Genomic DNA, 19545 nt, shown 5'->3' on the forward strand with positions numbered 1-19545 from the left:
TTGGCTCTTTTCTATGGACCTTTCATAAAATACCACATTCTTTATTAACTCAAATGTCATAACTCATACTAGATTTTACATATCCGTAGGCAACTTACGACTAGCTCACACAAAGAGACTTGTTAGTATTTTACCTTACAATCGAACAGAATGTATCGTAAGCCCCCTATTGTAAGAAAAGTTCAAAAAATGGGAACAAACTTCAGTGATCTGCACCAGCCAGACTGGACACTTCATTAAGCGACATTTTGCTGCTCAAAGTTAACTGGGCTTAGATACCCAAGAGCACTGTGCCTTCTTGTCCGATTATAATCAACTTCAATGTACTCGAAGACCGTTTGGCGCATCTCATCTCTGCTCATGATCGGTTCGTATTGGATCGCCTCAACTTTCATAGAATGGAAGAAGCTCTCAACACACGCATTATCCCAACAGTTTCCTTTTCTACTCGTACTTTGTTCTAGATTATAAGCACTTATTATGTCCCTATAGTCTTTTGAGCAATACTGGCTACCTCGATCACTATGAACAATAACATGCTCAGGGAACCCTCGACGGAACAGAGCCATTGATAATGCATCGCAGACCAGAGTTGCCGTCATCCTCGTATCCATTGACCAACCTATTACTTGTCGTGAGTAAAGGTCGATGATGACAGCCAGATACAACCAGCCTTCGCTCGTGGCAATATACGTGATATCTCCTGCCCATTTTTGATTCGGAGCCGTTGCGTTAAAGTCCTGAGCTAGCAAGTTCGGTGCTACAGACATCTTATGCTTGCTATCCGTCGTGCATTTAAACTTGCGTGCCGCTTTCGGAGTTAAATCCTGACGCTTCATACTGGCTGCAATGGTTTTAACATTACGGCTATCACCATTCTCCGCCAGTTCTTTCTGGATGCGCCTTGAGCCATCACGACCTTTACTATTGTCAAAAGCCTCTTTGACCTTTGTATCGAGCTTTTGGCGTAATGCCTCGCGCTGGATGGCCTTGTGGCGATGCTTAATCCAGTAATAAAACCCACTTCGTGAAACTTCGAACACCTTAGTCATGCGGACAACATTGAAGCACAGAAGGTGTTCGAGCATAAATTCATAGCAATCTACTTTAGATTTCTCGCGAAGTAGGTGGCGGCCTTTTTTACGATATCTAGCTCTTCAGCTTGCTCAGCCAATTGCCTTTTGAGCTTGGCGACTTCAGCAGCCAGATCTTTTTCACGCTGACTGGTACTGGTGTCTTTCTTAAGTGCCTTACGCCAACCGTAGATCTGGGATTCGTGCAACCCGAGCTGTCTCGTTGCCTCAGCAACGCCTACTTTCTCTGCTAGCTTCAGGGCTTCTGTCTTAAATTCAGGGGAATGTTTAATTCTAGTTTTGTTATTTGTCATTGTTCACCTCATTAGTGATTGTACTCACTTAACTCGGTGTCCAAAACTGCTGGGGCGGATCATTAACGTGCTATCGCTAATAGTGTCAACGCTACCGTCAGATTAGGAAAAGTGTGTTGATACTTTGATCGTTTATTATGTTCATTTTAGTGTAATGAACTCACTTTCTTTCAATATGTGCGTTGTTTAACCATACCATTCCATTGTTTACATACGTTAAACATTCATGAAAGTTTACCACGGATGTTGATCACACTTTTGCTTTACTATATAGTTTTACAGATGAATCTTGTAATTTAATTACATAAGGAACCCAATATGCTATCAGTAATTAAGAATATCTTCGTACCAACTAAAGACTATGCTGGCCGCAATATCGATACTGTAATCCAGCGACTAGCTGCTCAGACTAAAACTAATGTGCATGCTTGGTCATACCTAAATGAGTTGGCTGTATATGAGAATACTCAGACTGGCATGCGCGTCTACCGACACGAAACTTCAAAATTTGTAGCTTAACTGGTTTTAGCTGCTCTTGTAGGTCGGCACTCATCAAAGCACATACGCCATATTAAGGGTATGAGCAACGTAATGTTGTAGTAGGTGTCATTCCATTTATGACTAAACTCATCACCTTTTCCGATGTAGTTAAACTAATCGGAATATGCTTCTTGTAGTTCCCATGATTGCCCTTCATCTAGCGGGGCTGGTAATGGAATATCTCGCCAGTCATCTACCATTAAAGAAGTGCTCACCAAGAAAATAGGCAGCAGTGCTAGGGGTTTAGTCGTCGATTTCATTCTCATTGCTTTGTTTATTTTTGAAAAGTAAGTGGTTACTCGCAAACAAAGATAGTTTAAAGATAAATCATTATTCCATAATTAGATTACTAAAATGAGATCTTTGGTTAACAAATGGATTTAATTACCTATTTCACACGCAAAAAAGCCAGCGATAATCTATCGCTAGCTATCATATTCTGAATATTAATTGTCGTTAGGCGGGTTCTAGTTGTATCAATTGTTGAAAGATTGAGCCACCAATAAACTCACTGTGCCCTGATAACGCACGTTCAATACGAATCACTTCATTCCATTTCACCATTCGTTCACTACGAGTAAACGAGCCCACCTTTAGCTGGCCTGCATTGGTCGCTACGGCCAAATGACTGATAAATGAGTCTTCAGTCTCACCAGAGCGAGCTGATACCACAGGCAACCAACCCGCATTCTGCGTCACTTCGATCGCTTTTAGCGTCTCTGAGACAGTGCCAATCTGATTTGGTTTGATAAGCACACTGTTGGCTAACTTCTCTGTGATTCCTTGTTCAATCCTAGAGATATTTGTGGTAAATAAATCATCTCCGATAATTTGTATTCTATCACCCACCTCACGCGTGAAAGCCTTCCAAGCTGCAAAATCCGTATCGGCAAACGGATCTTCAATTGAAAGCACTGGATAACGTTCACACCAATCCAGCATCAACGCCAAAAACTCTTCAGAAGAGTAACTCTTCCCATCGAGTGGTAAGTGATATCGACCATCAGAGTAAAGGTCGCTAGCGGCGATATCGAGGGAAATAGAGACATCACGTCCTGGCTGATAACCAGCCTGCTTAATCGCTTCAACAACAAACTCAAAAATGGCTTCATGACTATCAAACGTCGGCCAAAAGCCCCCCTCATCCGCAGCACCCGCTAACAACCCTCGCTGTTTGAGCAAACCTTCTGCAGTACGATAGATATTTGAAGTAACCTCAAGGGTCTCATTGTAACTCTTTGCACCATTGACGATGATCAAAAAGTCTTGGATATCTGTCCGCCATTGTGCATGCGCACCGCCACCCACTAACTGTATTTCTGGTAAAGGAAGTAGGTTAGCTGAACAAGTCGGAGCAAGAGTCTTAAACAGGGGCAAGCCTTGAGCTTTGGCATTGGCATCGGCTATAGCCAGTGACACTGCCAGAATGGCATTCGCTCCCAGCCGTGACTTATTTGCTGTGCCATCGACTTCACACATAATTTGGTCAAGCGTGGCTTGTTGACTAACCTCCTTTCCAACAAGTGCTGGGGCAAGTTCAGTCTTGATGTTCGCAATCGCTTGATACACTGACTTTCCCTGAAAACGAGCATTATCACCATCTCTTAGCTCAAGTGCCTCGAACTGCCCTGTTGAAGCGCCAGAGGGGACGAGCCCAACACCGCATATGCCTGAATCAAGCTCTACCACGGCCTCAACTGTTGGAAGGCCTCGCGAGTCAAAAATTTGGTAGGCATCAACGTTTAAAATTTTCATCGCTTATCACTCCTTAAATCTAGCGTTTCGATAAGACGTTCAATGGTTGTAAATTGATGTTTAAGCATAGGTTTTAGTACGGTTCTAACTTCTGATTTTTCTTGCGAAGAGAGATACTCTACTGGGGATTTACCATCCACTCTTGCCAGCATCATCGCCGCTGTCAGTTTTGCAACTTTAGACTCATCAACGGTTGTATAACGCTCAGCTCCTATTGCTTGCTGATAGGCGTTCAAAAAGATTTGAGCAGCATGCACATACCGAACCTGATCAAAATGAAACGCTTTAAGCAACAGATGGTGAAGCATAAAGGCAACATCAAAGGCTGGGTCGCCATACCAGGCCACCTCGCAATCAACGATTTTTATCTCATCTTCTGCCACCAAAATATTCTTAGGGCTAAAATCACCATGTACTAAGCAGTGTTTAGTGGTGCTCACTTGCAAGCACAAAGACTGCAGCTGCGTTTTCAGATCATTATGCTGTTCTACCATCGATTCAAAATACGGTTCTAATCTAAGTTGATAGAAGTTTCTATCCGAATCAAATAGCGCCTCTGCTTGTTTATCATGCCAACTCACAGCATGAATGTAACCTAGTGCTTCGCCGATACTTTGCGCGACACGTTCACGCACTTCCCCCTGCATGAGTTCTTTCTTCCAGTCTTTGAAACGCTCAGGAAAATACTCCATCGTAAACAAGCGCTCGCGTTCAAAAGAGTGGAGTAATTTGGGCACGTATTGAGGGAAACGCTCTCCTACATATTTTAGATAACGCTGCTCATATAAGTTTCGGCTTGTATCAGCAAACCACTCTTTTTCTACTTTAAGCTTTTCCAGTGCACGCTTAACGACTAAGCAGCTGTTATCGTCTTCAACCAAATAGATCTCACAGCTCACCCCACCAGTAAGCGGGGTGGCTGTGGCATGATCTTTTGAGACTACATTGTGCTTTTTCAATATGTCTAAAATCATGCCTTACCTCTATCGAATTGAAGCGACCGACTGATGTCGCAAGTAGCCTTCGAATGTTGCTCGGCTATTTACACCACCGCCACAACCACTCTGGTTACACGCACCATAATGCAAGCCATACTCAAATACATTGTGCGCATTGATCCAACTGTTTCCGGAAACTAAACGAACGGCTATCTCTTTAGCTCTTGGCAAGTCTGTTGTCCAAACGCTATTTGCCAACCCATATGGATTGCGATTTGCTCGTTCAATCACTTCATCTTCATCGGTAAATTTGAGTAAGAATGCGACTGGACCAAATATCTCCTCTTGCGCCCAAGGATTATCGTCCTTCCCTGCAAGCAATGTCGGCAGAATGAAGTATCCTTTGACTAACTCACTACCAGTTACCCTGTCACCACCTGTGACAATTTCTGCACCTGCCGATTGTGCTTCAGCGACACACTGCAAAACTTTACTCATTTGCTTATGAGTACACATCGGCCCCATAACCGAGTCAGAATCCAATCCGTTACCGATTGAAATCGCTTCAAACGCGGCTTTTGCTTTAGATACAAATTCATCATAGATAGATTCATGGATATACCAGCGAGATGCTGTGCAACAAACTTGCCCAGCATTCAAAGTTAACGCACCAGTAAGCCCTTCCACGGCACCATCAATATCGACATCTTTACACACTACAGCGGCCCCTTTTCCGCCGAGTTCTAACTTAGCTGGAACAAGGTTACGTCCACACACCTCGCCCACATGTTTGCCAACCTCTGTCGAACCTGTAAACGACATAAGCTTGATCTTAGGATGATTGATTAACGCCTCACCCGCGACACTCCCCTGCCCTGTAACGATATTTACGACACCTTTAGGAAACCCTGCCTCTTCACATAGCTTGGCAAGATATAATGTAGAAAGTGGGGTTTCGGATGCAGGCTTAATTACCACAGTATTTCCAGCCGCAAGTGCTGGTGCAATGCCCCATGCACACAGCGTCAAAGGGAAATTCCAAGGGAAGACGAACGCCGCCACACCGTATGGACGTTTGATGGTTTGGCTGTCAGTAACTTCAAGACCAAGTTCGATTTCATACTCTGTCTCTTGTGCTATCTGAGCAAAATATTCAAAGCACTGTGCAGCAAACGGAACATCAAACCCCAGTGCTGCTGACACTGGTTTACCGACATCAATACATTCAAGTTCAGCGAGCACCTGAGTGTCTCGATTGATCAGCTCTGCTAACTTGGTTAGCCTGAGAGCGCGTTCAACAGGTGAAAGCGCAGCCCAAGCTGGGAAGGCGCTATCTGCCACCATGACTGCAGAATCGACATCTTGTGCATCGGCTAAACACACTTGTACTATTTGAGCTCCTGTTGCTGGGTTTTCTACTCCCAGCGTATGCTTGGTAGTTTTCCACTCACCATTGATGAGCATTGGCAGTGGTTTTGTTTCTAAAAACGCTAACGTTGTAGGGTGTAACGATTGGATTGTCATAACAAACGCTCCTTGTGTTATTGGATTAAGCTTGGCGGCATGCCTTAAGTCCTTGAAACGATAGGTCTAGCGTTTCTATGTGACTCTCAATGAGCAAAGCCAGCTCAGTTTCAGTTAATGTGATAGCCGCCTCTGCGGGCAGCTTCATCAGTGAATTGATACAAAGAAAGGCAGCCGACGAGTATGCAGGAAGGTGATGCATTGTCGGCTTGCCCAAAACAGTCGGATTTTCGAGGCTCCAGTCATACCCTTTGCATGATCCGCCAATAGAGCACTCCATGCCCAGAGCATAATTACGGTCACAACCTCCGGTATAATCTGCCCAAGGCTGCGCGCCTCTACCACCCGCATGAATCCAGTAATTCATAAACGAAGGTGACACTTGGTTAGCCAATTGATTAAAAGGAATTACAGAAATATAAACAAGCTGAATGAACGGGTTGTAGCAAGCTGCCCACATATGGCGAGCAGATGTTGTGGTAGCCGTAATAAAGTCAGCGTGCCCCGAATAGCCCATCATTGTTGAGCAATCAATGCTGTGGTTTCTTGAACTGGGAGCTTGATTAAGACGCGAGAACTGGCTGCCTGGTATGAGCTGAGTAGTTTCGTCAAACTCTGTCCCCGAAGGAGCAACCTGATACTCGCTACAGTTATCTAATATTCGACACCCTCGCTCAAGAAATGGTGAGCCTAAAGTCGTGTGCCAAGCTAGGTTAATGGGAATGCTCTCTGCACAACGATTAGTCACTTCCAATACCATATAGTGGCTATTGTCATCACTTCTTAGGTAGTCGGTTTTACAGTATTCAAGCCCTTTATATCCACCCTTTAACTGCCATTGAGCGAGACTGTATTCACTTGTGCCATCATCAATACAGAGCGCTGAGGTCAGTTGCCAATCTTGGTTCGCAGTATCCCCATGTGTTGGTATCTCTTGATTGCCACCACCAAACGCGGGCGCGCAACAGAATGTTCCTGCCGCCTGACGCAGTAGCTCTACTGACCAGTAGTCCACCTGCTCTTGTGACTGATGATCCAACTTACCAGAGAAAGGAGATTTGAAGTGTGGCAACCAATGTGTATTGACTCTGCGAGACGACAAGCCATCATTCAATTGAATCGAAAACTCAGGTGTCATTCCGCCAAATTTTTGTACAAACAGGGTCACTTCATCGTTTTTTAACCAAACGCCACCCTGCCCTAAATAACGGCCAATATCTGCGTACATACTTCATCCTTAACGCTATGACTGATGCGAGAATAAAGGGCTGACAGCGCATCACACTATGTAAGCCGGCCCTAACCTATCTATTGAGCAATACCCAGTGGTGAGAAAATCACATAGAGCGCCACGACGCCGATACAGATCACACCAGCAAACAGTTTTGCGTGCTTCCAAGGTGTCAGTTCCACTTCGTCTTTCTCTACCGGCTCATACACCTCTTTTTGTGGGAAGAAGTGTCCAATTATGAGCATCAGAATTGACGTTGCTACAAACAAAATGCCGGTTAAGTGCAAGAAGTGAATATCCGGTTGGAAAACAAAGCTGGTCAGCGCATAAGCCAGCATAAAGACCACAATACCGATATTAGCAGCCATAGCTGGAACACGATTGGTTACTAACCCAACCACTATCACGGTAAACATCGGCGCCATATAGAAGCTATTAATGGTTTGGAAGTATTGGAAGAACCCTTTAGGCGCATAGTAAATGAATGGAGCGACAAAGATAGCGAACAGACCAACCACCGCACCGAACATCTTACCCGTACGAACCAAATCTCTGTCATTAGCGTTATTATTGATTAAAGGTTTGTATACGTTGAGCGTGAACAACGTTGATGTACTGTGAAGCACGCTATTGAACGAGCTTAAAATGGCACCAAAAAGAACGGCAGCGAAGAAGCCAATCATTGGTGTCGGTAACACTTCACGTACGAGCATTGGATACGCTACTTCACCGTTTGGTAGGTCTGGGCCAAACATTGCGTAGGCAATGATTCCAGGGATCAGCAAGAAAAATGGGCCAAGTAGCTTTAACATGCCAGCCCAAAGCACCCCTTTCTGACCTTCCGCTAAGTTTTGTGCGCCCAAAGCGCGTTGAATGATGGACTGGTTTGTTCCCCAGTAGAAGAGGTTAAGAATCAACATTCCAGTAAAAAAGGTTGAGAAAGGCACCGGATCATCTTTGCCACCAATCGCATTGAGTTTTTCTGGATGCTCTGTCATAAGGTATTGAAAACCCGCGATAACACTGCCTTCTCCCAGTGCTGATAGACCAAATAGAGGGATCAAGACCACACCACCCACCAGCAAGCCGATACCGTTAAAGGTGTCTGAATAGGCAATCGCTTTCAGGCCACCAAATACGGCATAACACGCACCCACCAGACCAATAGAGACCACCATGATCCAGATACTGCCCCAGTAAGAGACCTCAAAAATGCCTGATATATCAAAAATACCCCCCAGTGCCACTGAGCCGGTGTAAAGAATTGGGGGTAACAAATTCAGCACATATCCAAATAAAAATAAGAACGTACAGAAAAACATAGTGCTCTTGCCAAAACGGACTTCAATAAACTCCGGAATGGTTGTCACACCACCACTGAGATATTGGGGTAACAAGTAAAGCGCTACCACAACAAGGGTTAATGCTGCGCATACTTCCCACGCCATCGGCGTCATATTTGCGGTATACCCTTGTGCGTTAAGACCAACAAGTTGCTCTGTTGATAGATTCGTTAGCATCAATGACGATGCAATCAAGACGCCTGTTAAGCCCCTCCCAGCTAAGAAATAGGACGTAGCCGACTCTTGCTGTCGTTTTTTACTTCGAACTTTATACCACGACCCGAGCGCAACAGCCCCAGTCACTAAAGCAAATGAGATTGGAATAATCATAGTAATTCCTTTGTTTTCACGTTATTGGATTCCACTGCGTTTCTTATGAGCACTAGTGGTTGAAAATCATCTCTTCACTGGTTCTAGTTATATTTAGCGCCACCTTAAGCGGCGCTTCTGTTGTTATTATTTAGTCCACCATCTCAAGATAGTTAGCCACTTCTTTTTCTACTTTCGGCAATATCTTTTTAATCGTAAATGGCGGATACGCATCTAAACCATCGAGCTGTATCTGCTGACCTAAATTCTGCATATACGCTGTGTGAATCGCCGTACCCACGTTAATTTTGCAGATCCCCATAGTCAGTGAACGGCGAATATCCTCTTCAGGAATCCCCGTTCCGCCATGAAGAACTAACGGCACATCAACCGCTTTATGGATCTCAAGCAAACGGTCAAAGTTGATCTCTGGCTTACCCTCATAATGACCATGAGCCGTACCAATCCCTACTGCAATCATGTCCACGCCCGTTTGCTCAGCAAGTTGCACAACATCAGAGACCGCCGCTAAGTAATCATCACCATCAACGCCTCGACCACGAATTTTGCCAATCTCAGCCTCAACAACCACACCCTTAGCATGCGCATAATCAACCACTTGCTTGGTGAGCTTTATGTTATCTTCTAGCGGCATGTGTGAGCCGTCAAACATCACTGAATCAAAACCAACATCGACAGCTTGTAAGCACAAGGTGATGTCATCACAGTGATCAAGATGCAAGTAAACAGGCACCGAATAACGCTTTTTCATACAGCCTACGATGGCATGCAATACATCCAACCCAAGAGCATCCACCACCTTGGTGTACGCCATCAACATAACCGGAACATTTTTACGCTCCGCTGCTTCACATATAGCCTGTACATCCCAGACATCATTGAAGTTATAGCCAACCAAACACTCATCTGTTTTATGGTATTCAGCCAGCAGTTCAGATAACTTCTTCATAATATTCCCTTGTTATATCTACTTGTTCAAAATGAGTAATAGCGCCACTACTGCCATATTGCTGCACAACGGTTGCGCCTGCTCGATTAGCAACTTTTACCGCTTGATAGACGTCATAACCACGAGAGATCGCGGCTAGAAAACCACTGACGAAACCGTCACCGGCTCCGGTTGTGTCCACGACTTTACTGACGGGCTCACTTTCAACCCAGTAGCTCTGAGTACCATCGTTCACGTAAGCGCCCTTAGCGCCTGCTTTGATGACGACAACGCTGACACCTTTTTCGATGAAAAAGTTTGCACACTCCTCAATGGTCTCTTTTTCGGCGATCTGCTGCGCTTCATTTAACGTGGGCAGGAAGTACGTAAGTGAAGGCAATAAAGACGCTATCTTTGTCAACCAAAGCCCTTGTGAATCCCAACCTACGTCAAGTGAGGTAATTTTTCCCTGCTGTTTTGCTGTGTAAAAAAGCTCAGTTAATCCACTATTTTCAAGCCCGGGCAGCAGATAGAAACCACTGGTGTGTAACATGTCTCGCGACATAACTTGAGCTACGTCGATATCGTCCATTGTTAGTGCATCTACTGCACCACCTTGATAAAGAAACACGCGCTCACCATCCTGCTGTACTAAAGCGATCGCGACTGCCGTTGGATTTTTCTTAGATACCGCTAAAGTTTGAGTATCGATACCACGCCTTTGATACACGTCCCGCAGATGATGGCCAAACAAATCATCGCCCAACTTGGAGTGCAAACTGACATCCACTCCCATCGCTGCAAGGTTGAGAGCCACATTTGCCGCATCGCCCCCCGGTTTAATATTGACGTTATCAACCAAGGTAACGTCGTGATGAAATTCGAAGGAGTCTAATGGGCCAACGATCAAGTCAGCCACGGCCATCCCGACACAAGCCACTGTTTTCATTATTGACCTCCAAACCCTGCGCTTTCTCCGGCATTACTTACGGGAATATCTTCGACACCTAACCAGTAGTTGAGTACTTTTAAGTCTTCAGCGAAGTGCCCGCGACCCACAATCCAGTGATGGTCAAGCCCCTTATCCAAAATGGTTCCGACGACTTGCGCCGCACTGACACCTGACGGAATCACCTCACCATATGTGCCTCGGAACTTCATGTCTGATTCGACAATCTCACCTTCAAAGGCCAACACTGTATCAATCGAAGGTGCTTGGTATTTCGCGATAGTGACTGGGCCTGGTTCAACCAAAAACTCAAACAACATGCCCCAAGCGGTTTCTTCATCGTAGTTTTCTAAGATGCCGTGTTTACGACATTCAAAGCCCGCCGCTTGTTTGCGCAGACAAGTCGCCGCAGAGCCATTGTGCCAAACTCCTAAGCGCTCACCATCAGACGACAGATAGGAGATATCAGACAACATCGGCTGAGATAAGCCATGACGGAGTTCTTTAAACAGCAACATAGTGATCATTGCTCCCGTATCCGCTTCATCCGCTACGATAATGCCTTGGTCGTTCATTAATGCCATCGCACCGTCACCAGCGACGTTGAGGTGATCAAATAGTTCAGGCCAATTTTTGAAACTCACACCAAGGTAATCCCCTTCTCGAGCGACAACCATAAGAGCCAATGCCAAACGTATTGTGTCTTCTACTTGCTTGTCTGGAACGTTATTCAGCTTGCAGTCTGGGTGACTCAAGATTAAACGCTTCACCTCTTGCACATCGTCGTCTTTAAACTCTGACATGCGAGAGGTAATATCGACTAGGTTCACTCGATCAAAGCCCAGTTCAAGCTTTTTCATAATCTCAAGTTCATTCACTTCGCAATCATAAAATCCAGGTACTCGGCTTGCGCCTGCAATCAGAGCTTTACGACCTTTGAGCTGTGATAATGTACGGCTAACTCGTGCAAAGCGCTGCAATTCCGCTTCAACTCGCTCATCTTGCGGTGCGCAGAACAGCCACTGATATTTCACATCGAGTGAATTCAAAATTCCTAATACAAAGTTCTGAGAACACAAACGATTAGCTTGAAGGTTTAGCCCATTGCCCATTGGCTCAGGCATCGCCAGACTGAAAATTGGGGTCTTGTGCCTTGACAGCCATGTACCTAATTGTGAAGCGACCTCGCCTGTTGTATAAGCTGAATGACACAACACCAACCCGTCGATGCCACCATGAGCGGCGTCATCAAGAAACTGTTGTAGTTCGGTGTGGTCTTGAAAAGGCTCTTGAGCGGCAATGAAGTCGTACTGCTCTTCTGGCAACATCTGACGAATTGACTCAGCGACCGACAATGTTGTCTCTCGCGCTAAATCCCAATTAAAGTGGATCTCAATTGCTACAGATACAAAGGCAATGCGCGTTTTTTTGCGAGGTTTCTCAGCAGGAATCAGTGAAGCAATAAAATCAGTTGCAACACCCTCTAACGATATTTCAGATTTAATCATCTATCTGTCTCCATTTCGATTATGGTGACTAGCATAGAGCGTTATGGTAAACCAATCTGCGCAGATATTTGCGCATAATGATCAGAAATTAGCATCACTTAAATTCGTGAAATGGATCACTTACCCTATTGATTTTTAGCCTTTATTCTATACCCACCTTAAGAGCAACAAAACGAGAGAGCCTCAAGTGAAAGCCACTGCAGAAACCATTACACGAAGAGAGCGCTCGTTTACTGCTTACCAATTTGAATCGGCTGAATTTGAGCACCCCTACCACTTTCATCACGAAACAGAATTGGTGTTTATCACCAAAGGACACGGTAAAGTCTTAGTTGGAAACAGTACTGCAAACTTTTGTGAGGGCGATATTTTCTTGATTGGTGCAGATGTACCTCACCGATTTACCTCATACAGTGCGAATGCTAAACACCCTCTTTGTTCTTACGTTTTGCAGTTTACCCCTGATTGTTTCGGCAGCTTGTTTGTGGATACCCCTGAACTGTCGCGTATCGCTCAAATGATCTCAGATTCGCGTCACGGATTAGTCATACGCTCTGCACCAACTTACCTATTCGAGAGTATAAAAAGCCTAATAGAAAGTCAGGGCGTCTCCTCTGTTATTCAGTTTCTCTCTTTGCTCTCTGAAATCAGTAAGCTAGGCCAATGTGAATACCTCGCAAACCATACCGATACGCAAATCGAAGTCCAACCCAGCACGAAAATTTCAGCATCAATTGACTGGATGCAGAACAACTACCACCGTGAGTTTGACCTTGAAGCGATTGCTACGCGAACCAGTATGAATAAAAACGCTTTCTGTCGCGCCTTTAAAAACCACACTGGCCAGTCACCAATGAGTTACATAACGCAAATTCGCTCCGAGGCCGCGGCAAAACTCTTACTAGAAACAAAATTAGGTGTTGCTGATATCGGTTTTCGAGTCGGTTTTTCTACGGTGTCCAGTTTCAACCGAAACTTTAGGCAATATCACGGCACATCGCCGAGTGCATATCGAAAGATGACCGCTATTTTTGCTGATTAATAATTGTTTAAACTTCAAACTTTTGTGGATTAGCGCAAAGATTTTGCTCATTATTTAAACCACAATAGAGCGTAATTGGTTGACCACTAAGTCTGATCTTCATTTCTCGGTTGACCTGATTCTATCTCGCAGGAAGCTAAACATGTCGTTAAAGTCTCAATCTCTTGATGGGAGAATGAATATTGTCGCTCTTACTTGGCCGATATTCATAGAAACACTGCTACGAAGTGCTCTTGGTATCACAGATGTATTCATGCTCTCTGGCTATTCAGATTTAGCCGTGTCTGCCGTCGGTGTGGTGTCACAAATTGTCTTCTTCTTGATTGTCATCTCTTTGATGGTCAGCAGCGGAACAGGGATTCTAATTGCACAATATAATGGTGCCCAGCAACATGAAAAGTCGTCCCAAGTCGGGCTAGCTAGCATGATTCTAGGGTTAAGTGTTGGGATAGTATTGAGTCTAATGATGTTTTTTAGCGCCGAAGCTATTGTTGGCGTGTTTGGCCTTGAACCTGCCGTTGCACAGGTGGGGTTCGATTATTTTATTATCAGCGGAGTCTTCACCTTTAACTTAACTTTTAGTGTTGTATTAACCACCATTTTACGCAGCCATGGCTATTCTCGCTCACCGATGGTGATAAACCTGATTGCTGGTATTCTCAATATCATTGGTAACTATATTGCCCTTTACCAGCCTTTTGGGCTACCGGTCTACGGTATCACTGGTGTCGCTATCGCTACAGTGTTTAGTCAAATCGTCACCACACTCCTATTGATAGTAATTCTAAAGCGCAGTGATATTCACTTTCCTTATAAAGATTGGCTGCGAATTCCGAAATCTATTTATCGTCAGATATTCCGAATTGGCGTAATGAATGGTGGCGAGATTCTCTCTTACAACCTATCGCAGATCGTTTTAGTCTATATCGTAGTGCAACTAGGAACATCTTCACTTGCCGCCTATACCTATGCGCAAAATATCACGCGTGTGACTTTCACTTTTGCACTTGCGTTAGGCCAAGCGACACAAATTCAAACCAGCTACTTCGTAGGTAAGCAATGGCTCGATAATATTTTCACTCGGGTACACAAATACTACTTTGTTGGGCTCGCCACCTCTTTAGCCGCGATCAGTTTGGTCATACTGTTAAAAGAACCCATTATTCGTCTCTTTACTGAAGATCCAGAAATTACCGCTTTGTTAGCTACGCTACTCATCGCCTCTTTGCTTATTGAAGCTGGTCGTGTTGGCAATCTCATTTTTATTTCTGCACTAAAAGGGGCGGGCGATATTAACTTTACCGTAAAAATTGCCATACTTGTCATGTGGGGTGTGTCGGTTTCATTAGGCTACTTATTAGGGCTACATTGGGGTATTGGCGTTCTCGGAGTATGGTTGGCCATTGCCGCAGATGAGTGGGTTCGTAGCAGTATCATGTTTGTTCGCTGGCGTTCAATGCACTGGAAGCGTTTCTCGTTAGTGCCGACGTCTTAACCCAGAAGAGCATAAATTAAAAGCGTCGTAATACACCTTGCACAAACTATCGAGTTAACGATAATGCTCGTCCCTTAGACCGGTCTTGAATACGGAACAATTTATGTCAAACATCATTTATATCGCCACTAGCCTTGATGGGTATATTGCAGATAAAGAGAACAATCTTGATTGACTGCACGACCTCCCAAACCCTGACGGATCAGATATGGGTTTCGCTGAGTTTATGGAAACCATTGACGCTTTAATCATGGGAAGAAACACACTAGATATTGTTCTGGGCTTTGATATTGATTGGCCCTACAGTAAGCCTGTTTATGTTCTGAGTAATACCATGACGCAAGTGCCGACAGGTTACGAAGATAAAGTATTTCTCGTCAAAGGAGAGCTTAAGCTGGTCATTTCAGACCTCAATGCAAAAGTCCTAAATAATCTCTACATCGACGGTGGGAAAACGGTACAAATATTCCTCAAAGAAGATTTAATTGATGAAATGATTATCACAACTATTCCTGTACTTCTCGGTGGCGGCATTCCGCTCTTTGGTGATCTTGCACAGCCTTTAAAGTTCAAGCACGTCAAAGCGAAAAGATTGCTCGACTGTATCGTACAAAATCATTGCATCAGAACACCATAGGCACTTTTCCCAGCCAAATTCATCTTGTTTTCTATACTGTTATTACCGTACCGGAACGAACAAAAATAGGATGAGTTTCCATGATCAAGATACACGCTCTCGTCATACTTGTAACATCTGCCCTCTCTCACTAATTGAACGCCAAAGATGTTGAGATCATGATAGCAGATAACCTTGATGGTTATTTGGATGGCTATTGTCTCGATATTGTTGGTAAGGGAAACCACATTACCCCAGATAAAGGCCTTCTAGTACACACGTGCTATCGCTATCAAGGCTCTATCGGTGATGACCAAGCCTTTGACGATATTAAATTCGCTGAACATCGGCTCTATCTTTCTAAGTTCAATGTGTGCGTTCAAGCCACCGAGCTAGACAGTCACTCACCCGTGGAGCTTGCTGAATGTAGTGATTCTGAGTTACAGCGCTTTGATTTTAAGCCCGATGGCACCATTCGTTCTGCATTCGATACGCAATTATGTCTTACCGCAGGGCTGGAAACGAAACGTGGCCGAGGAGGTACGTCAGATCATCAAAGAAAAGCCCTGACTTTGCATAAATGCAGTGAGGCTAAAGAGATATTTCAGGTTTGGACGACTAGATAGAAACACATAGGAAAGCGCTAGGCTCCCTATTTTAATTGATTTCAACTAAATTTTATTTGAAATCAACAACGTGTTCTTTGGTCGACTCCAGTGTCACTTCTTTTACTTGTTCAGTAGGGTTCGCAATCTTTATCTGATCGTATTGAACAGGGTCATCAATATAAGCACCACAAGTAAACGCCACTGTGTAGTCTCCTGAAGGAATAAAGCCGAAGGAGTACTCCCCTTCATCAGAAACCTCTGTTAATACATATGGAGCAGAATAGTTTTCTGGTAATTCAAAGTCATCAAGATAATCTTCATCTTGAGTATCGATATTGTCGACTAATGTACCCTCTTCATGGTCATGACCTCGGTATAAGTAAACAAAATTTCCTCCGTTAGCCGTACACGCGTCCCCCTCAGTGAACAAAGCAGGGTCAACATGACCAGATAATGAAGACGCAGCACCATTATCAACAATCTTTACTCCATATGGCTTCAGGTTGTATCCATTGTTGTTGCTATTATTCCCACGTAAAACCAGAGATTGGCGCAGATCAAATTCAATTGTAAATGCTTGTACGGTTTCAGTGTCGACTTCAAATCCACCTAGCTTTAACTTATTACTAGGCACTTTCAGATTGTGATTGCCATTTGCCTCAACCCATTGAAGAGATTGATTTGACTTGGTATGGACAATCAATTCTCTGTAGTTTCCGATCGCAATGCGTTCATCGGACAGAATTACACGAGAATCATTTCCTTGATAATCGAGTAAATTGATTCGCTGGTAATCATTGTCTTCATCTGTATCAACAACGTTAAGGTAGTAGCGCTGGCCACTTTCATGAGTTAGTTCAAGTGCATCAAATGCCACGACAACTTCAGTTGCATCATCAACTGGTGCATCTGAGACAGCAAAAGAGACCAACGCAGTTTCGTTTGAATTGGTTGGGTTGTCTGAGTTGCTATCATTACAGCCCGCAAGCAAGACAATAGCTCAGCCCACTGCTACAAGTTTTGTATTCATTTATTATATTTCCATTGGATAAGGATAAACGCCGCGCAGTCTATCTATTCAATGCCAGAAATCCGTCATTAGGGTATGCGATGATTGATCTTTTCCAATCAACAAGTAGCCCGTGGAATGAACATCACACTTGATAGAGCTCTAGAGGCAAATCATCTGGGTCTTTGAAAAAGGTGAAGTGTTTCCCGGTGTATTCATCGACACGAATGGCTTCGACCTCTAATCCTCTGCCCTTTAAGTATTCAGCGTATTGCTCAACAGAATGAACGCGAAAAGCCAGATGACGTACCCCTTACGCTTCAGGGCCACTCACTCTGGCTGACGGGTTAGGACATGAGAACAGTTCAATCTGTGAACCGTCAGGTAACTGCAAATCTAGCTTATAAGAGTCGCGTTCTTGACGGTAATGTTCAGCCAGTACCTTTAACCCAAGCACATCACAATAGAACGATTTAGATTTTACGTAGTCAGAACAGATTATCGCCGCGTGATGGATGCCTAATAATTTCATAGTTTCAACTTCAAATAAGTTATCGTCTGATTAAAACACAAAACCCCTCAAAAGAGGGGTTTGGATTCAAAGTCTACATGTTTACACTTCGTACTGAGCAATTTTGTCCCAATCGAACTCGACCCCGATACCCGGCTCATTGGACGCCACAGCGCGGAAGTTTTCTACAACCAAAGGACGCTTGGTGTATTCATCAATCGGGAAGCTGTGCACCTCTAGCCAACCTGTATCAAACGCTGAAACAAGACTTACGTGTAGCTCTTGCATACCGTGAGTACACACTGGGATATTATGTTCTGTAATCAAGTCCGCCGCTTTCAACCAACCGGTAATGCCACCACAGTTTGAGGCATCTGGTTGGCAGTAGCCAAGCTTTGCTTGGTCCATTGCATAACCAAACTCATGAATGGTGTGAAGGTTTTCCCCCATGGCCAACGGAATCGCTGTATTGTCAGCAATCTCAGCAAAACCTTTGTAGTCATCTGGCAATGTTGGCTCTTCAAACCACGTGATGTCATATTGCTCTACCGCTTTTGACAGTTTGATCGCTTGTTCTACTGTCAACGAATAGTTGGCATCGATCATAAAGGTGATATCTGGCCCAATCAGCTCGCGAACCGCCTTAATGCGGTCAATATCTTCTTGCATATTTTCGCGACCAATCTTGATCTTAACGGCATTGAAGCCACTTTCTAAATAACCACAAATATTGTTGAGCAATTTCTCAAGTGGAAACTGAAGGTCAATGCCACCACAGTACGCTTTACAGGTATTGTTTTTTCCACCAGCCATTTTCCATAACGGCAAGCCTTCTCGTTTACCTTTTAGATCCCAAAGCGCAATGTCTACCGCAGACATCGCAAATGTAGAGATACCGCCACGACCGACATAGTGAATATGCCACTCCATAAAGTCATAGATCTCTTCAATTTGCGTCGCGTCTTTGCCGATTAGCGCAGGCTGAATATCATACTCTAGCATCGCTTTGATCGAGTAACCGCCTTTGCCACCAGTATAAGTATAGCCGGTTCCCTGCGAACCATCTTCTAACGTGACCGTTGTAGTGATCAGCTCAAAGTGGTCATGATCACCATGTTTTGCATCAGATAAAATTTCCTTTAACGGAATCTTAAACAGTCTCGTTTTGATGTCTTTGATTGTTGTTTTCATTACTCATACCTGTTCTATACTGCGGCGACAATTTCTCTGACCAATCGGCCAATTTCATCCCAAGCACCTTTATGTACCAGTGATTTATCCACCATCCACGTACCACCACAAGCAAGTACAGCAGGAAGAGCCAGATAATCATGAATGTTGTTTTGATTGATACCACCTGTAGGCATCACTTTGATTTGTTGATAAGGGCCAAGCAACGACTTCAACATCGCTAGACCGCCCGACGCTTCTGCTGGGAAAAATTTAACAGTATCAACACCAAGCTCAAGAGCTTGCTCAACCAACGATGGGCTGTTTACACCAGGGACGATGGTTATTTTATGTTTTTGACATGCTTTTACTGTGATTGGGTTCAAGCCTGGAGAAACAATAAAGTCAGCACCCGCCTCTTTTGCCTCAATTACTTGAGCTTCGTTCAATACCGTACCCGCACCAATCAAGATGTCTGGATAAGTAGTACGAAGTAAACGAATGGCTTCAGTCGCCGCGTCAGAGCGAAAGGTAATTTCTGCGACTGGTAAACCATTCTCTACCAGCGCCTTACCTAAAGGCAAAATATCTTGCGCATTATCTACAGCAATCACAGGCACAACTTTGAGCTTAGCTAAACGTTGATTGAGATCCATTTCTT

Annotated in this window: 17 protein-coding genes and 2 pseudogenes; 5 read left to right on the forward strand and 14 right to left on the reverse strand. The window is 44.3% G+C overall.

Annotated elements, in window-relative coordinates; all coding sequences use genetic code 11:
* Positions 1–236: 236 nt before the first annotated feature.
* Positions 237–1387 (reverse strand): IS3 family transposase gene (locus VEJY3_RS09335; RefSeq protein ID WP_086027145.1). Its coding sequence is split into 2 segments (ribosomal slippage): positions 237–1144 and positions 1144–1387, totalling 1152 coding nucleotides; the frame shifts between segments, so codons are not numbered across the junction.
* Positions 1388–1705: 318 nt separating this feature from the next.
* On the opposite strand from VEJY3_RS09335, the gene VEJY3_RS09345 reads away from it, so the two are divergent.
* Complete coding sequence (locus tag VEJY3_RS09345; protein WP_014232216.1) at positions 1706–1906, forward strand: hypothetical protein; 201 nt, start codon at positions 1706–1708, stop codon at positions 1904–1906.
* A gap of 134 nt (positions 1907–2040) precedes the next feature.
* On the opposite strand, the gene VEJY3_RS25715 is transcribed toward VEJY3_RS09345, so the two are convergent.
* The 9 genes from VEJY3_RS25715 to VEJY3_RS09385 form a co-directional block, all read right to left on the reverse strand.
* Positions 2041–2187 (reverse strand): hypothetical protein, encoded by a 147-nt coding sequence (locus tag VEJY3_RS25715; protein ID WP_158308258.1) that lies wholly within the window; start codon positions 2185–2187, stop codon positions 2041–2043.
* A gap of 196 nt (positions 2188–2383) precedes the next feature.
* Positions 2384–3682, reverse strand: a complete 1299-nt coding sequence (eno, locus tag VEJY3_RS09350; protein WP_014232217.1) for a phosphopyruvate hydratase — start codon at positions 3680–3682, stop codon at positions 2384–2386.
* On the reverse strand, positions 3679–4656 hold the full coding sequence (locus VEJY3_RS09355; protein WP_014232218.1) for a phosphotransferase family protein: 978 nt from the start codon (positions 4654–4656) through the stop codon (positions 3679–3681). The genes eno and VEJY3_RS09355 overlap by 4 nt, the downstream gene beginning before the upstream one ends.
* 9 nt (positions 4657–4665) lie before the next feature.
* Entirely contained in the window at positions 4666–6144 is a 1479-nt protein-coding gene (locus tag VEJY3_RS09360; RefSeq protein WP_014232219.1) for an aldehyde dehydrogenase, read from the reverse strand.
* A gap of 25 nt (positions 6145–6169) precedes the next feature.
* Entirely contained in the window at positions 6170–7372 is a 1203-nt protein-coding gene (locus VEJY3_RS09365; RefSeq protein ID WP_014232220.1) for a hypothetical protein, read from the reverse strand.
* 80 nt (positions 7373–7452) lie between these two features.
* The gene (locus VEJY3_RS09370) at positions 7453–9048 is read right to left on the reverse strand and encodes a solute:sodium symporter family transporter (RefSeq protein WP_014232221.1); all 1596 of its coding nucleotides are present in this window, start codon (positions 9046–9048) and stop codon (positions 7453–7455) included.
* A 130-nt stretch (positions 9049–9178) separates the two neighbouring features.
* A complete protein-coding gene (locus VEJY3_RS09375; protein ID WP_014232222.1) occupies positions 9179–9997 on the reverse strand; it encodes a class II fructose-bisphosphate aldolase in 819 nt (272 codons plus the stop codon).
* On the reverse strand, positions 9981–10925 hold the full coding sequence (locus tag VEJY3_RS09380) for a carbohydrate kinase family protein (protein WP_014232223.1): 945 nt from the start codon (positions 10923–10925) through the stop codon (positions 9981–9983). The genes VEJY3_RS09375 and VEJY3_RS09380 overlap by 17 nt, the downstream gene beginning before the upstream one ends.
* On the reverse strand, positions 10925–12433 hold the full coding sequence (locus VEJY3_RS09385) for an L-fucose/L-arabinose isomerase family protein (RefSeq protein WP_014232224.1): 1509 nt from the start codon (positions 12431–12433) through the stop codon (positions 10925–10927). The genes VEJY3_RS09380 and VEJY3_RS09385 overlap by 1 nt, the downstream gene beginning before the upstream one ends.
* 187 nt (positions 12434–12620) lie before the next feature.
* Between VEJY3_RS09385 and VEJY3_RS09390 the strand changes: the two genes are divergently transcribed.
* From VEJY3_RS09390 to VEJY3_RS09405, 4 genes and pseudogenes are all read left to right on the forward strand, one after another.
* Entirely contained in the window at positions 12621–13475 is an 855-nt protein-coding gene (locus VEJY3_RS09390; RefSeq protein ID WP_014232225.1) for an AraC family transcriptional regulator, read from the forward strand.
* A 142-nt stretch (positions 13476–13617) separates the two neighbouring features.
* The gene (locus VEJY3_RS09395) at positions 13618–14970 is read left to right on the forward strand and encodes an MATE family efflux transporter (protein WP_014232226.1); all 1353 of its coding nucleotides are present in this window, start codon (positions 13618–13620) and stop codon (positions 14968–14970) included.
* A gap of 103 nt (positions 14971–15073) precedes the next feature.
* Positions 15074–15607: pseudogene (locus VEJY3_RS09400) on the forward strand (dihydrofolate reductase family protein).
* A gap of 158 nt (positions 15608–15765) precedes the next feature.
* Positions 15766–16212 carry an RICIN domain-containing protein gene (locus tag VEJY3_RS09405; protein ID WP_014232228.1) on the forward strand — a complete coding sequence of 149 codons (447 nt, stop codon included), beginning with the start codon at positions 15766–15768 and terminating at the stop codon, positions 16210–16212.
* A 52-nt stretch (positions 16213–16264) separates the two neighbouring features.
* Here the strand turns inward: VEJY3_RS09405 and VEJY3_RS09410 are convergent, their stop codons facing one another.
* The 4 genes and pseudogenes from VEJY3_RS09410 to VEJY3_RS09425 all read right to left on the reverse strand — a co-directional run bounded on the left by VEJY3_RS09410 (position 16265) and on the right by VEJY3_RS09425 (position 19540).
* Positions 16265–17185 (reverse strand): DUF4382 domain-containing protein, encoded by a 921-nt coding sequence (locus VEJY3_RS09410; protein WP_014232229.1) that lies wholly within the window; start codon positions 17183–17185, stop codon positions 16265–16267.
* Positions 17186–17348: 163 nt separating this feature from the next.
* A pseudogene (locus VEJY3_RS09415) lies at positions 17349–17735 on the reverse strand (VOC family protein).
* 81 nt (positions 17736–17816) lie between these two features.
* Positions 17817–18905 carry a 3,6-anhydro-alpha-L-galactonate cycloisomerase gene (locus VEJY3_RS09420; protein WP_014232231.1) on the reverse strand — a complete coding sequence of 363 codons (1089 nt, stop codon included), beginning with the start codon at positions 18903–18905 and terminating at the stop codon, positions 17817–17819.
* 14 nt (positions 18906–18919) lie between these two features.
* Positions 18920–19540, reverse strand: coding sequence for a bifunctional 4-hydroxy-2-oxoglutarate aldolase/2-dehydro-3-deoxy-phosphogluconate aldolase (locus tag VEJY3_RS09425; protein ID WP_014232232.1), 621 nt, complete (start codon positions 19538–19540; stop codon positions 18920–18922).
* Positions 19541–19545: the final 5 nt, after the last annotated feature.

The sequence above is a fragment of the Vibrio sp. EJY3 genome, from assembly GCF_000241385.1.
Lineage (GTDB): Bacteria > Pseudomonadota > Gammaproteobacteria > Enterobacterales > Vibrionaceae > Vibrio > Vibrio natriegens.

Excerpts from the sequence above, each read along its gene's own strand:
- VEJY3_RS09345 (WP_014232216.1), top strand. The coding sequence starts at position 1,706 with ATGCTATCAGTAATTAAGAATATCTTCGTACCAACTAAAGACTATGCT.
- VEJY3_RS09365 (WP_014232220.1), bottom strand. The coding sequence starts at position 7,372 with ATGTACGCAGATATTGGCCGTTATTTAGGGCAGGGTGGCGTTTGGTTA.
- VEJY3_RS09380 (WP_014232223.1), bottom strand. The coding sequence starts at position 10,925 with ATGAAAACAGTGGCTTGTGTCGGGATGGCCGTGGCTGACTTGATCGTT.
- VEJY3_RS09425 (WP_014232232.1), bottom strand. The coding sequence starts at position 19,540 with ATGGATCTCAATCAACGTTTAGCTAAGCTCAAAGTTGTGCCTGTGATT.
- VEJY3_RS09360 (WP_014232219.1), bottom strand. The coding sequence starts at position 6,144 with ATGACAATCCAATCGTTACACCCTACAACGTTAGCGTTTTTAGAAACA.
- VEJY3_RS09385 (WP_014232224.1), bottom strand. The coding sequence starts at position 12,433 with ATGATTAAATCTGAAATATCGTTAGAGGGTGTTGCAACTGATTTTATT.
- VEJY3_RS09355 (WP_014232218.1), bottom strand. The coding sequence starts at position 4,656 with ATGATTTTAGACATATTGAAAAAGCACAATGTAGTCTCAAAAGATCAT.
- VEJY3_RS09370 (WP_014232221.1), bottom strand. The coding sequence starts at position 9,048 with ATGATTATTCCAATCTCATTTGCTTTAGTGACTGGGGCTGTTGCGCTC.
- VEJY3_RS25715 (WP_158308258.1), bottom strand. The coding sequence starts at position 2,187 with ATGAAATCGACGACTAAACCCCTAGCACTGCTGCCTATTTTCTTGGTG.
- eno (WP_014232217.1), bottom strand. The coding sequence starts at position 3,682 with ATGAAAATTTTAAACGTTGATGCCTACCAAATTTTTGACTCGCGAGGC.
- VEJY3_RS09420 (WP_014232231.1), bottom strand. The coding sequence starts at position 18,905 with ATGAAAACAACAATCAAAGACATCAAAACGAGACTGTTTAAGATTCCG.
- VEJY3_RS09395 (WP_014232226.1), top strand. The coding sequence starts at position 13,618 with ATGTCGTTAAAGTCTCAATCTCTTGATGGGAGAATGAATATTGTCGCT.
- VEJY3_RS09375 (WP_014232222.1), bottom strand. The coding sequence starts at position 9,997 with ATGAAGAAGTTATCTGAACTGCTGGCTGAATACCATAAAACAGATGAG.
- VEJY3_RS09405 (WP_014232228.1), top strand. The coding sequence starts at position 15,766 with ATGATAGCAGATAACCTTGATGGTTATTTGGATGGCTATTGTCTCGAT.